Below are 14508 nucleotides of genomic sequence, written 5' to 3'. Positions count from 1 at the left end.
TTTGTATGCCTGAACAACAGCAGTGGACTATAACAGCAACCGAACAACCGCCTGAGTGGTTTATCCAAGCAGTTAAGCAGTATACACCCGCATCAAGTGGACTGTATGCAGCACAATTGTTCTGGCAACGGGGAATTAAAAACGATCAACAATTAACAGCTTTTATCAACTATAAAGCTTATCAACCAGCAAGTGCTTTTGAGTTTGGACAAGAAATTCATCTAGCGATCGCACGGTTGCAACAAGCATACAATACTAAGGAAAAAATTGCCATCTGGGGAGACTTCGATGCTGATGGCATTACCGCCACATCTGTACTTTGGGATGGATTGGGGCAGTTTTTCGCTCAAAATACCCAGTTAATTTACTATATTCCCAATCGCCTGAAAGAATCCCACGGACTTAATCACCAAGGAATTGATAATTTAGCCAAACAAGGTTGCAAATTAATAGTTACTTGCGATACAGGTAGCACAAATCTTGAGGAAATTATCTATGCAAAACAGCTAGGCATAGATGTCATAGTTACAGACCATCACACTTTACCCACCGAACGCCCACCCGTCGCCGCGATTATCAATCCCCGCTATTTGCTAAGGGAACATCAGCTATTTCATCTTTCTGGGGTGGCGGTAGCTTATAAGTTGGTGGAAGCATTATATCACATTCTGCCTAATATTGCAAAATATCCCTTAGAGGATTTATTAGATTTAGTTGCAGTGGGATTAATTGCCGACTTAGTGCAGTTAAGTGGAGATTGCCGCTACTTGGCACAGATGGGAATTCAACGATTGCAAGAAGATTTTAAACTGCCAGTAGCAGCACGACGGCGGCCAGGGGTGGGGCGATTATTAGAATTGTGCCAGAAAAGTGGCGATCGCCCCACAGATATTTCCTTTGGTTTAGGGCCAAGAATTAACGCTGTTAGCCGTATCCAAGGTGATGCGAGTTTCTGCGTGGAATTACTTACTAGTCGTGATGTCAAACGTTGTAACGAACTAGCCGAAGTTACAGAACTCGCAAACGCCCGCCGCAAATCTTTACAAAAAGATGTGCAAGCACAAGTCGCGCAAAAGCTCACCCAATTGGATTTATCAACCACCAGCGTCATTGTTCTAGAAGATGGCCAATGGCCTGCGGGTGTTTTGGGTTTAGTCGCCGGACAGGTAGCACAAGAAACAGGTCGCCCGACTATTTTGTTAAGTACAGAAGGGAGTGGGGAAGATTCTACCCCTACTCCCCTCGCTCGTGGTTCTGCCCGTTCGGTGAATTCTGTTGATTTATACCAATTGGTGAAAGACCAAGCACATTTGTTACATCGCTTTGGGGGACATCCCTTTGCGGCGGGTTTGAGTTTGTTGGTAGAGAATATTCCTTTATTTACTGCGGCGATTAATCAACAGTTGCGGCAATCTTTAGGTAGTACAACCCTAACGCCAACTGTGCAAGCAGACTTGACGGTAACGGTAGCAGACTTGGGGAAAGAGTTATTTTTGGAACTAAAACTGCTAGAACCTTGTGGAATGGGTAATCCTGTTCCGAAATTGCTAATTCAAAACTGCTGGTTTGAAAATTCTTGGCATCGCAATCAGCAGGATTGGCAAGGGAAAAAGGTACAGTACATTAAAACTGAGTTTGACATTCGGGATGATTCTAGCAGAAGTGCTTTTCCTGGCTTATGGTGGGGACACTATAAAGATGAATTGCCCATCGGAAGATGTGATTGTATAGCCGAACTAGACTACAACACCTTCAAAAAACGTTATGAAATCAGATTAATTGCTGTACGTCCCAGTGTTAACTCAGCACTCACGACTCGGAACGGGCTAAACCTTAGCTATCCGCTAACACCACTTATTCTAGACTGGCGTAACTTCCCCACTACTTCGGCTTACCTCGGCTCCGGCTCCATCGAGCGAAGTCGAGATGCTCGGCACAAGTCGCTCAGTACAAGTCCCTACTCACCATTACCCACTCCCCCACTCTTGCTTGAAGATTGTCCCACGAATTGGGATGATTTACGTATGTGGTTGCGGCGATGTTTAACGATCAGCCGCTCTGCATCTGGGCTTGACAATCAGCAACAATTAGCGATCGCTTGGTCTAAACCCAACCACCAACCACCCAAAGAAATTTGGCTGACTCTTGTCGGAATTGCCAAATATCTCAGTCGCACCAATCAACTAGTTACCCGCGTACAACTCTTAGAGAAAATCGGCATCAGCGACCAAACCTTACTTGTGGGAATCAAAGCTTTAAAATATTTAGGGTTCACGGTCAAATTACAAGACCGTTATTTACAATTTACCTGGAATCCAACCGATAATGCCGAAAACCTTGCGGACGCAGCAGCTACACGGTTTTTAGCTGCTGTCCGAGAAGAACAATTTCAGCGACAGTATTTTGCAGAAGTACCTTTATCTACTATCGTTGCGATCGCTAGCTACGACAATAATCACAGTTAAACCATATCTATCTTGAAACCTGTAGTTTTTCCCTGATGAAAAGGATTTGCCCTCATCCCCCAACCCCTTCTCCCAGAGATGGGAGAAGGGGAGCCAGAATTTCAAAGTCCCTCTCCCATGTCTGGGAGAGGGATTTAGGGTGAGGGCAAAAACTACGCTTCTCAACTTAGATGAGGTTTAAGGGACTGACAAGAAATAAATTATCCATCTTGCTTGTGGGGTGGGCAACATGAGCGCCCTAAGTCTAGGACGGGTGGGGACACCCATCCCACAAGAAAATTTGGGATGTTTTTTTATTTGTCAGTCCCTAAAATCATTTCCTCTGCCATTTTTTGAGTATTCCAAAAGCGATCGCCTAAAACCACTGCCCCCAATATGAAACAAATCTTTTCACAAGGTGCTTGATTCTTCTAGCTGCCTGTGATAAGTTTCTTTTTACGTCCAATAAATACTATAACTCTATCGAAATACAGTAGATTATGAGACATTGAGTATTACCGAGTAATTCGTAATTAATTCTCTTTTGATGCACTCATTTATGGGGAAATACTAATGTTCTTCTTTGTTGCAATCAAGCAGATTGATTCAGTGGGGTGATAATTACGAATTATGCTGACTTCTGGTTCAAATTAGATCAGCTTGTAGCCGCTAGTAATCTCAAGATAGATCGCCCAAAAGGTACATCACATCCACGTTATCCATCCTTCGTTTATCCCCTGGACTATGGATACTTGGAAAACACTGGCTCTGGAGATGGATTTGATCTTGATGTCTGGATCGGAAGCTTGTCTAGTAGAACAGTCACCGCGATCATTTGTAGTGTTGACTTGCAGAAGCGGGATACAGAAATCAAAATACTTCTGGGCTGTACCTCTGAGGAAAATCAAGCCATCTTGGACATCCACAATATCGGCTCTCAATCAGCAATATTGTTGGTTCGCAAGTAAATTACATTTTTGAGCGTAGGTTTTTATGAGCTTAGAACTAAAGCTATCAGGTAAAACAGCGATCGTCACCGGAGGAAGTGCGGGAATTGGTTTAGCCACCGCCAAAGCACTTTATAGTGAAGGTGTGAATGTTGCGATCGCATCTCGCAATCAAGAACGCTTAGATCGGGCAGTAGCTGACATCCAATCTTTACCCACCCCAGGCGCTAAAGTTATTGCCATCAGCGCCGATTTGACTAAAGCAGAGGATGTTGAGAAAGTTGTCTCCACAACATTGACCCAGTTTAATCAAATTGATATCTTGATTAATAATGCAGGTTCAGCCCGTGCTGGGTCTTTCCTAGAATCCACAGATGATTTATTTTTGGATGCTTGGAACTTAAAATTATTGGGCTATATCCGCCTAGTTAGAGCCGTCGTCCCCCATCAAAAAAGTCGCGGTGATGGCAGGATTGTCAATATAGTCGGCGGTGCAGGACGCACACCTCGGCCTAACTTCCTAGCTGGTGGTACAAGTAATGCCGCTTTGCTGAACTTCACAAAGGGCATTTCTAAAGAGTTAGCCGAGTATAAAATTCGCATTAATGCTATCTCTCCTGGCGCTACAGCTACCGAACGTGCCGAGACTTTAGCGCGGCAGAATGCCCAAGCGCAAGGGATTACTGTCGAGGAAGTAAAGGCACAAAACATCCAAAGTATTCCTTTAAAAAGAATTGCCCAGCCAGAAGAAATTGCTGCCCTGGCGCTATTTTTGGTGTCTGATCTAGCTGCATCGATTACAGGAACAGAGATTATCGTTGATGGCGGATCTACCCCTGGTGTTTAACAGTACGTGAGTTCGATGAACCTCTCCCTCCCAGCCTCCCTCTCCGAAACGGAAAGGGAGGAGTAACGAAAAATTCAGCTTTTTGCTCCCCTCTCCGTGTCGGAGAGGGGTTGGGGGAGAGATCAAATAAGACTTGTTGAACTCACTCACGTTAACAGTAGAGACGCAATGAATCAGACGCGATGAATCGCGTCTCTACATCGTTGTAAAAACATAAACTTCTTGGAGATTAAAAACATGGGTTCTCAATACTTTGACATCAAACCAGTTGCAGGACGTATCGGTGCTGAAATCATCAGTGTTAATCTGAGTTCTAACCTCAGTGATGACATCATCAGCGATATTCGCAAGACCTTAGTTAAATATAAAGTGATCTTTTTCCGTGGTCAGCAACAACTTGATGCTGATGGACAGGTTGCCTTTGCTCGTCGTTTCGGTGAACTCACTACAGCCCACCCCACTGTACCATCGCTGCCAGAAAATCCAGAAGTCTTAGACTTGAATTATGGCCGTACCACTTCCCGCGCCAATAGCTGGCATACCGATGTGACATTTGTAGACCGTCCTCCTCTCGGTTCTATTTTACGAGCGCTTGACATTCCCCCAACTGGTGGCGATACAATCTGGGCAAACTCCGTGACTGCATACCAAGATTTACCTACCCACCTGCGTAATCTTGCAGATCAACTTTGGGCAGTACATAGCAACAAATACGATTATGCAACTGGATTCGACCTACCTGAAGATGTCAAAGCTTATCGGGCTGTCTTCACCTCCACTGTATACGAGACTCTGCACCCAGTTGTACGCATACATCCCGAATCTGGAGAGCGCGGGCTATTCATCGGCGGATTTGTGCGTCAGTTCCGTGGCTTATCAACAACTGAATCAGATGACATTCTGCGGCTGTTGCAAGCATACATCACACGTCCTGAGAACACAGTGCGGTGGCGTTGGCAAGTTGGTGACGTAGCTTTTTGGGATAACCGGGCTACTCAACATTATGCGATCGCAGATTACGGCGATCAGCCCCGCCACGTTCAACGCGTGACAATTGTCGGCGACCTCCCAGTGGGCATCGATGGTAAACAAAGTGAGGCTATTAAAGGAGATGCTTCTGAGTACAATCGACGTGAGGCGGTGACTGCGTAATAGAGACTCGCGTCAAAAGTAGTACTTAGTTTTGAGTGTTTGTAGTAAGGACTTTAGTGCTTAGAAAATAAGGACTAAAGTCCTTACTACGAACTTGCTTACCCATCAATTTTAACTTGACAAACTAGTAAATACCACTGAAAGATATTTCAGGTATTTCCTAATTTATTGACCAGATTTTTTCAAATGTTAAAACGATAGACATTTGAACCCAGTATCTAATGGCGATCGCGCTTTTTTATGAAACTATTCTATACACCTAACTCACCCTATGCACGCATTGCACGGGTAGCAAGACTAGAACTGAATCTGTGCGATCAGATCGAAACCCAAAAAGTCATTGCACGAGATCCGAACAGCGACCTACTTAATTACAACCCTACAGGTAAAGTTCCAACGCTAGCGACTGACGACGGATTTATTTTGAGTGAAACACGTATAATATGCGCCTATCTGAATCACTTAAATCCTGAGATCAAACTTGTTGCTGACATTTATAATGGCTTTTTACAGCAACTTGAAGGTATGACTGGCGGGTTCATAGATGGCATTGCTGTTTGGGTACGGGAGTTAAGGCGTCCTCTCAACGAGCAGTCTCCTGGGGTGATCGAGTTTGAGCGTGAGCGGGCGTTGAGAATTTTGGACTACTTCGAGAAGATATCAGATAAACTCGACCAAACTCCTAAACTTGCTCATATAACTCTCGCCTCTGCACTTGGACTAGAGATCCGTCTTCCCGATCTCCAATGGCGGCAAAAATATCCAAAACTTGCTAATTGGTACGATAAATTCTCTAAACTACCCTCCATCGAAGCAACAAGACCAGAGTCCTAGCGTGAAAATCTTGGTTTACCCCGTCTGGTAAAGCAGTTCACCACAAAGACTACTCCTGAACCTGTGGGCGTCGGTTCCTCAGCAAAGTTTTTATTGAACAACTGGCAGTGTTTTTGAAGCGACGGCTTTGATTTCCTGAAACTTCATCTGGTTTGTTATTCCAGTGGTTTTAACAATACAATCAAGTCGTCTCTAAGGAAACTTTTTATCGTGTTGGGCATCCTAACGGTTTTACTATCCTCCTTTGTTTTGACGTTTCACAACGTTACTGTCCGAGTTTTGTTTTCAGAACATCTCGTACTTGGTTTATTTTTACTCGGTGGATACGTTAAACCGGATTTGCAGAATTCATTCTTGCTGATGTTCATGCGAATGCTGCTGGTGGTTCCACTCATGGCATCTCTATCATTCAAGCTATATCCATCTGCTTGGACAGAACTCCAATACTTGTTCACCCGTAAAGGTAGGGATGTTCTAATCCAAGCTCTTGGCTGTGGGGTGCTGATGTTTGTGTATATTGCCTCACTCTACATTGCTATTGGCTTGATTCCCACAGGTATTGCCTTGACCCTTTTCTTTACCTATCCCGTATTTACAGCCCTGCTGTCATGGAGATTTTTTGGCGATCGCCCCACATTGTTCCGTTGGCTGGTAATGGGTATTATCCTGGTGGGAAGCGCTCTCACCATTCCCCAATCTTCTGCCACCTACAGCAGGCATACCATTGCGATCGGCATTTTCGCTAGTTTTGGCGCTGGAATTGTTTACGCCTTTTATTGCATCATTGCTCAAAAATGTTTAGAAAAATTCCATCCAATTCCCTTTACCTGGATCAGTTTTGCCTGCACTCTACTGCTTTCTGGTATTAGCTTACTGTTCTGGCCAGCTAATAACGCCCAACTTGACTGGACACCCCTATGGATTGGTAGCATATTTTCGGGACTTATCAGCTTTATTGGACACACTCTAAACAATGTGGGGATTCGGATGGTTGGCGCATCTACCGCTTCCATAATTGGCTCTAGCAGTCCAGCATTGACAGCGCTAGTTGCATGGATAACGATTAGCGAAACTTTAAATGTGGTTCAGAGCGTGGGGATTGGTGTTGTCACATTGGGCATCGCTTTGCTAAGTGGAGAAGGCTTTGTGAAATCGCTCAAGATTAGGGGTTGAATTGGGAATTAAGATATGCCTTTCTCCGCAGTCCTTTTTGATTTAGACGGGACTTTGACAGATCCTAAACCTGGCATCACTGCTTGCATTCAGTATGCGCTCTCTGAACTCGATTACAAACCACCAAATGCTGATGAATTACATTGGTGTATTGGCCCTCCCCTGAAAGAAAGCTTTTCGCAATTACTCAATACCTTGGATAGCATAGTAATTGAACAGGCTATTTCACTATATCGTCGTCGCTTTGCCACCATTGGATTATTTGAAAACTCCCTTTATCCCCAGATTCCAGAAATCCTAAAAGCCATTCGTTTTGCTGGTTATAAAACTTTTGTTGCGACTTCTAAACCATATATTTATGCTACACAGATTATTGAATATTTTGGCTTATCGTTGCTTTTTGATGGTATTTATGGTAGTGAACTTGATGGAACGCGAAGCATAAAAGGTGACTTAATTCACCATATTTTATTAACAGAAAAACTTTTACCCTCTATTGTGGTGATGGTAGGCGATCGCTCACATGACATTATTGGAGCCAAGCACAATCAAATCGCTTCCATTGGCGTTACCTATGGCTATGGAACCGAAGAGGAATTGAAAGCTCATGGTGCTGATTTAATTGCCCATTCTCCAAGTGATATTCTCAAACTTGTAATTCGTAAATAATGCCACCATCATTAACACTTTTCCATAGCTTACTTCTCTTTAGTACCGCTTTCATTGCAGGCGGCTTAAATGCTGTAGCGGGTGGTGGAAGCTTTATCACGTTTCCAACTCTCATCTTTACGGGTGTACCCCCGATCGCAGCTAATGCCACGAATAATACCGCGATGTGGGTGGCGGCTCTAGCCAGTGCTGGAGCATATCGTCAAGATTTGGGCATCGAGCGGCGAGATTTTTTACTTCTATGTGGTGTCAGTTTATTTGGTGGCATGATTGGCTCCATAGCTTTGTTGTATACATCACCAGATGTCTTTAAAAAGCTGATTCCCTATCTATTGCTGCTAGCAACAGTTGTGTTTACCTTTGGCGAACCATTCAAAAAGTGGTTACAGCGTCAAAACCAGAATACATCACCGGAATCTGTACCCTTGTTTAATTTGATACTGGCTCAACTAGCGATCGCCATCTATGGCGGTTTCTTTGGTGCAGGCTTAGGGATTTTAATGCTGGCAACTCTGACATTTTTAGGTATGAAAAGTATTCACAAAATGAATGCTTTCAAAACATTTTTAGGGAGTTGTATCAATGGTATTGCGATCGTTCCATTTATTTTTGCAGGTGTAATTGCTTGGCATCAAGCTATTTTGATGGCAGTCGGTGGCTCTCTTGGTGGTTATTTAAGCGCCCATTATGCTCGTAAACTTGAACCCGACTCAATTCGGAAATTTGTCATAATTGTTGCCTTCAGCATGACTACCTACTTTTTTATTCACGGTTAAGAACTGGGAACTACTCAGGGGTAATGTATGGAAGCATCAAGAAAATAGCTCTGACGATTGAAAGAGTGCATAATCAGCCATAACATAAAAATTGGTAACAACAATGACTAGCGTAAATGACCCTACTGTTGTCGCTGAAGTAACTGATTTGTACCTCAAGTATGAAGAAGCCCTTTCTAATAACAATTTGGAGGTGATGGATAGCTTGTTTTGGGATGCGCCCGAAGTAGTGCGGTTCGGATTAGCAGAAAACCTCTATGGTGGTGATGAAGTTCGTAACTTTCGCCAGAATCGACCAAACGCAAAAATAGCGCGAGAAATCTCGAATCTCAAGGTTGTAACTTTTGGGAAAGATGGAGCAACAGTGACTTTAGAATTTCGCCGGATTATCAATGGTGTAGAGCGCTTTGGGCGACAAAGCCAGACTTGGTACAGGTTTACTGAAGGATGGAAGGTTGTTTCAGCCCATGTTTCATTATTGCCAGTGTAAATTTCAAAACTATGTAAATTGCAGATGACAGTGATTTTAAGAGAAAACGCACAAAGACGAATAGCACGCTTGTAAAGCCCAAAGGCTTGTGTCGCCAAGGTTTTGTGCTCTGTATCTCTGTGGTTCGAGCGCTCTAAAAAAATTAGCCCTTTCCTTACTTAGAAGGAAAGGGCTAATTTAATCTGAAAATAATTCGTAATTTTCCGGTTGAATTACGAGTTAGTTAATATCCGCCTTCTTCTTCGTATTCTGGCTGTCTTTCCTTGACTTTCTTGGGAATATTCACGGGCTTCGGCGCATCTTCCCAAGCATCGCCTTCTACGTCGTCATAATCATCGTATTCGTCAACATAAGGCTTGCTATAGGGCTGGGCTTCATACTTTAGCGGCTGCTGCGGTTGTTGATACCTGTCGCTGCCTGTTGCCTCGCTCCAGTTATCTTCTTCCTCATCCTCTTCGTATTGAATAGATTCATACTGCCGCGCCTTCATTACCTGACGCTGTGGCCTTTCTTCTTCCACATAGTCTTCATTCCATTCTTCTTCCCGCGCTACGGGTTCGGGGGCGCGAACTTTTTGTCTGGGTGGCTGCAATGGCACTCCACTAGGTAGTTGATTTGGTGCTGCAATTGTACGTGGTGGAGTATAGCCTTCTTCTTCTATATCTCGCTCCCACGGTGCTTTGCCGATACCCAGACGCTCTAGTAAACCAGATGTCAACTGATTTACTCGTTCTTCGGCTCCCTCAAACACAATCAAACGATTGGGGCCAGTGCTGACAATTTCATCTACTGAAAACTCGTAAGTACTCAAGATTTGGTCGGGAATTTGGGGCAAGCCTAAAGAAGCAATGACTATAGATTCAAGCTTCCCGGTTTCGCCGTTGAACTTGAAGCCCCGAACTTTGCCTAATACTTCGCCTGTTTCTGTAATTACTTCCCAGTTAATCAGATTACTGAGAGATTCAACTTCGATATCTTCAATGACATCTTCGTTATCAACCAGGATGACATCACCAATCTGGCTGATGTTGTTGAGGTACATATAGCGCGGTATGCCCGAAATGGAGATCAGGCTGTCTCGCAAACCAAGGGCCACAACCTCTCGTTGATCTATATCAACCCAGACTTGACTGATGATGCCTAGCCGCTTGCCGTTGTCGCGGGTAATCACCTGGGTATTTAATATGTCGGAACGCCTAATTATCTGTTCGGAGGTCATTCTATACCGAGTCCTGATCTCGAATCCGGTTTATCCATACACTATTATTAACAAAAACTCAAGCAGATGTATTGGATGATTGTAACTTAATCCCCAAAACTTGAGTGTAAGCTCCTCGTGCTTGAGTAACGCCGATTGTGCGTTCGGCTGATTCTATCATCGGACGACGCAAACTCACAACTATAAATTGCGCTTGTTGTGACTGTTGTTTAATCATTCTAGCTAATCGCTCTACGTTTGCTCCATCTAGGAACATATCTACTTCGTCAAAGGCGTAAAATGGCGATGGACGGTAGCGTTGCAGGGCAAAGATAAAGCTCAAGGCTGTGAGTGATTTTTCTCCGCCTGACATGGAAGCTAGGCGCTGTACGGGTTTGCCTTTGGGGTGCGCGACTAAATTCAACCCACTGCTAAAGGGATCTTCGGGATTTTCGAGTTGCAAGAAGCCGTCGCCGTCGGAAAGAATGGCAAAAATCGATTGAAAGTTTTCGTTGACAGCATCAAAAGCTTCTTTAAAGGCAAGTTGCCGCAATGTGGTAAAGTTTTCAATCCGTAAAAGTAGTTCGGTGCGTTCTCCTTCTAGTGTCTCTAATTTTTGCGTCAGTTCCTGGAGACGGTTTTGAGTGCGTTCGTATTCTTCTAACGCCAGCATATTAACAGGTTCCATTGCCTGTAAGCGTTTGGTAAGCGATCGCAATTCTTTCTGCAATTCTTCTAAATCTACCTGATCTGGAACTTCCGGCAAGGGATTTGGCAATTCTGCCCCCACATCCCGCAACTGGCTTTGCAGTGCAATTAGTTCTTCCCGGCGCTTCTCTTGGGTTTCTTGGAGTTTTTGGATTTCCCATTGCAATTGTTGTTGGCGCAAAAGATGCGATCGCACTTCTAGTTCTGTGGCGTCGCGTTTTTGTTTCTCTTCTCCCAAATTTTGCTCCATAATACTGAGAGTGGCGCGGGTTTGGGTGATTTGATCGTCTATCGTTGTAATTTGTGTGGAGACGCGATGAATCGCATCTCTACAAGAGGTTTGTTGGGTTTCGTATTCGGTGATTCGCGTTTCACCTTCTTGGATTTTTTCTTGCAAACGTTGTTGCTGATTTTCTAAATTTTTTAATCTTTGTTCGGCTTCCCGTAACGCTGTTTCGCGTTGTTGCAATTGTTGCTCTTGAATTTTAATGGTTGCCTGGATTTGTTGCCATTCGCTGGGAGTTTGGGATGCTTCCAACTCTGCTAAAGCGTGTCGCAATTGTTGCAACTGAGTTTCTTGTCCAGGTAATTCCCGCTCTAAAATTTCTAATCGGGATTGAGCAGTGGCTAACTTTTGGCTGTTTTGGGCGAGTTGCGATCGCGTCCCCTCTAATTGCGTTGTTAAACTCTTAATATCTTTCTGCAACTGTTCCAATTGCAACTGCTGTTCGCGCCGCGCCTGACGCGCTTCGGTGAGTTCTTGGGTGAGTTTTTTGGTTCTGGTTGACAAAGTGGCGATCGCTTCTGTACAACGCTCTAAAACTCGCTCAATGTCCACCAAACGACTTCTGAAAGCGATCGCTTCATCAGATTCTGCCGCTTCCGCATTGCCAAACCGCAAGGCTGAACGATTGCTGTTACTACCACCAGTCATTGCACCACTGGTTTCTAAGAGTTCCCCATCTAAGGTGACGATGCGATACAATCCTAAATTTTTCCGCGCCGCCTCCAGGTTGGCAAAAACTACCGTGTTGCCGAAAACATAGCTGAATACATCTTTGTAACGGCGATCGCAATCGACTAAGTTCACAGCATAATTAACGTAACCGTTAGCAAAACGCAGCGTTGCATCTTGAGTAAATTTGGGAGCGTGAATTTTATTTAGTGGTAAAAAAGTCGCTCTCCCTGCACGTTTCTGTTTGAGCAATTCAATCCCGGCTGCGGCGATGCTGTCATCTTCTACCACAATATGTCCCAAGCGTCCCCCAGCAGCCATTTCCAAGGCTAGCTGATGGCGGGGTTCCACCTTTCCTAACTGCACAACTAAGCCGCAAAGTCCAGGCATTGCCGATTGTAAAATTACTTTACTCGCTTGGGTTCCTTGAACTTCTTGCTGTGCTTGCGCTTGCGCCTCGATTTTATCCAACTGGCGTTGTTTTTCTCGTTGTTCAGAAAGTAACCGCTTTTGAGTTTCCTGTTGGATTTGCAGTTCTTGTTCTGTAGCTGAGAGATTTTGGGCTAAATTTTGGATGGGTTCGCTAGAGGTGTTAAATTCCGTTTCAACTCGATAACACTCAGTTTGTTTTTCGGCTAACAGGGGTTCGTCGCGTTCAATTAACTGAGTTTGCTCTTGGATAAGCTGTTGTAACTGGCTATTGCGTTCCCTGAGTTGTGCTTGTTCGGTGCGTTGCGGTTCTAGGGTGTGCAGCAAAGCTTCAATTTGACGGTTGAATGCAGTTTGTTGCTGCACCCATGCTTCCGAAGCGGAGGCGATTTCTGCGGCGGCTTCGCGGGAGGTTTCTAGAGTTTGCTGTGTTTCATCTCTTTGTTGCTGGGAAGATGCGATATATCGCGTCTCTACAATTTGGGTTTTGGCAATTTCTTCTAGGGAAAGACGGTGTTTTTGAATCTCTTGTTGAGTTTGAGTGAGACGTTTGGCGGTTTCTTGGGAAGTCGTTTGTAATTCTGTGAGTTGACGCTGGAGTTGTTTTCGTTCTGCTTCTTGGGTGGCGAGGGTAGATTGTACCGCCAAAAGTTCATCTTCTCCCAATGCTTTTACATGGGCATTGAGTTGTTCAAGTTCAGCCGTTTTTTGGACGATTTGGGAATTTAGGTTTGTGAGTTGGGTAGTGAGTTCAGTAGAATTGCGATCGCCTGTTTGAATTTCGTTAACTAACTTTTCTTGTTGTGCTTGTAGCGATCGCCATGATAAAACAGCTTCCCAGGATTGTTTAGCTAGAAATTCCGTGCGGAGTTTTTGATATTTCTCAGCTTTCGCCCGATCTTGGGAAAGGCGATCGCGCTGTGCAGTTAATTCTGTCTCAATAATCCGACAGCTATCTTCTTTTTCCTTCACCTCATCTAAAGTTGATTTGGCTTGGACAATTTTGCGATCGAACGCCGCCACCCCCGCCAATTCATCAATAATTTCCCGCCGTTCCCGTGCATTCATCGAGATAATGCTGGTGACATCTCCTTGCAGCACCACGTTGTAGCCTTCAGGATAAACCCGCAGGTTACTTAGTTGCCCATGTAATTCTGTCAACGTGCAAGCTTCACCATTGATATAGTAATTCGATGTGTAACTACCTTGGTGAGTGACTCGCAGCCTTCTAGTAACACTCCACTCTGCCGATTTTGGATTTTGGATACTTCGACTTACCTCGGCTTCGCTCGGCACAAGTCGCTCAGTACAAGTTTTGGATTTTGGATTTTCTTCCTCTACTTCCTCTACTTCCCCTACTTCCCCTGCTTCCCCTACCTCCCCTGCTTCCCCCCTTTGTGCCTTTGTGTCTTTGTGTGAGATTTCATCGGACAAATCAAACGTTACCGTGACGCTAGCCTCAATAGAAGCCCGTCCTTTAGCCGTTTGAGTGTTATTTACCAAATCGGGCAAGCGTTCGGCTCGCATTCCCTTAGAACTGGACAGTCCCAGGCAAAATAGCAGTGCATCTAAAATATTAGATTTACCCGAACCATTTGGCCCAGATATGACAGTACACCCCGGTAGCAAAGGGACTGAGGTAGTGCCACCGAAGGATTTGAAGTTCGTAAGTTCCACGCGCTTGATATGCACCATAGGCGCTGGTTCACTGGGCTAATGAAGAACAAGTGTATCAACTAATTAAAAATTCGCAAGAGGGTAGAGGAGAATTCAGGATGAGCAAACCGCTTCAATGATGTCTATGGGTGGTGATCCTGGCGCTCTTAAGATAAACATTAGACCGATAAATATTATCCTGGTGTAAGTAACACAACTAAGATTAGTCC

The 14508-nt window shown here is 44.5% G+C and carries 11 protein-coding genes; 9 read left to right on the top strand and 2 right to left on the bottom strand.

What is annotated here, in order from left to right:
• The first annotated feature begins 5 nt into the window (after positions 1-5).
• The 9 genes from recJ to hpxZ all read left to right on the top strand — a co-directional run bounded on the left by recJ (position 6) and on the right by hpxZ (position 9332).
• Entirely contained in the window at positions 6-2465 is a 2460-nt protein-coding gene (gene recJ / locus V7K50_RS05300) for a single-stranded-DNA-specific exonuclease RecJ (RefSeq protein WP_334957944.1), read from the top strand.
• Positions 2466-3058: 593 nt separating this feature from the next.
• Complete coding sequence (locus V7K50_RS05295; RefSeq protein ID WP_334957942.1) at positions 3059-3412, top strand: hypothetical protein; 354 nt, start codon at positions 3059-3061, stop codon at positions 3410-3412.
• Positions 3413-3437: 25 nt separating this feature from the next.
• The gene (locus V7K50_RS05290) at positions 3438-4238 is read left to right on the top strand and encodes an SDR family oxidoreductase (RefSeq protein ID WP_334957940.1); all 801 of its coding nucleotides are present in this window, start codon (positions 3438-3440) and stop codon (positions 4236-4238) included.
• A 237-nt stretch (positions 4239-4475) separates the two neighbouring features.
• A complete protein-coding gene (locus V7K50_RS05285; RefSeq protein ID WP_334957938.1) occupies positions 4476-5390 on the top strand; it encodes a TauD/TfdA dioxygenase family protein in 915 nt (304 codons plus the stop codon).
• Positions 5391-5630: 240 nt separating this feature from the next.
• Complete coding sequence (locus tag V7K50_RS05280) at positions 5631-6224, top strand: glutathione S-transferase family protein (RefSeq protein ID WP_334957936.1); 594 nt, start codon at positions 5631-5633, stop codon at positions 6222-6224.
• 210 nt (positions 6225-6434) lie between these two features.
• On the top strand, positions 6435-7397 hold the full coding sequence (locus V7K50_RS05275) for a DMT family transporter (protein ID WP_334957934.1): 963 nt from the start codon (positions 6435-6437) through the stop codon (positions 7395-7397).
• A gap of 15 nt (positions 7398-7412) precedes the next feature.
• On the top strand, positions 7413-8066 hold the full coding sequence (locus tag V7K50_RS05270) for an HAD family hydrolase (protein ID WP_334957932.1): 654 nt from the start codon (positions 7413-7415) through the stop codon (positions 8064-8066).
• The gene (locus tag V7K50_RS05265) at positions 8066-8842 is read left to right on the top strand and encodes a sulfite exporter TauE/SafE family protein (protein WP_334957930.1); all 777 of its coding nucleotides are present in this window, start codon (positions 8066-8068) and stop codon (positions 8840-8842) included. Before V7K50_RS05270 ends, V7K50_RS05265 begins: the two co-directional genes overlap by 1 nt.
• A gap of 103 nt (positions 8843-8945) precedes the next feature.
• A complete protein-coding gene (gene hpxZ, locus V7K50_RS05260; RefSeq protein WP_334957929.1) occupies positions 8946-9332 on the top strand; it encodes an oxalurate catabolism protein HpxZ in 387 nt (128 codons plus the stop codon).
• Between the two features lie 223 nt (positions 9333-9555).
• Here hpxZ and V7K50_RS05255 read toward each other — a convergent pair whose 3' ends face one another.
• Positions 9556-10551: a PRC-barrel domain-containing protein gene (locus V7K50_RS05255; RefSeq protein WP_334957927.1), complete on the bottom strand. Its 996-nt coding sequence runs from the start codon at positions 10549-10551 to the stop codon at positions 9556-9558.
• Positions 10552-10609: 58 nt separating this feature from the next.
• Entirely contained in the window at positions 10610-14317 is a 3708-nt protein-coding gene (smc, locus tag V7K50_RS05250; protein ID WP_334957925.1) for a chromosome segregation protein SMC, read from the bottom strand.
• Between the last annotated feature and the right edge of the window lie 191 nt (positions 14318-14508).

It is taken from the genome of Nostoc sp. (genome assembly GCF_036917135.1).
Lineage (GTDB): Bacteria > Cyanobacteriota > Cyanobacteriia > Cyanobacteriales > Nostocaceae > Nostoc.
The sequence above is the reverse complement of the archived record's forward strand: the minus strand, read 5'-3'. Positions and strand labels throughout refer to the sequence as shown.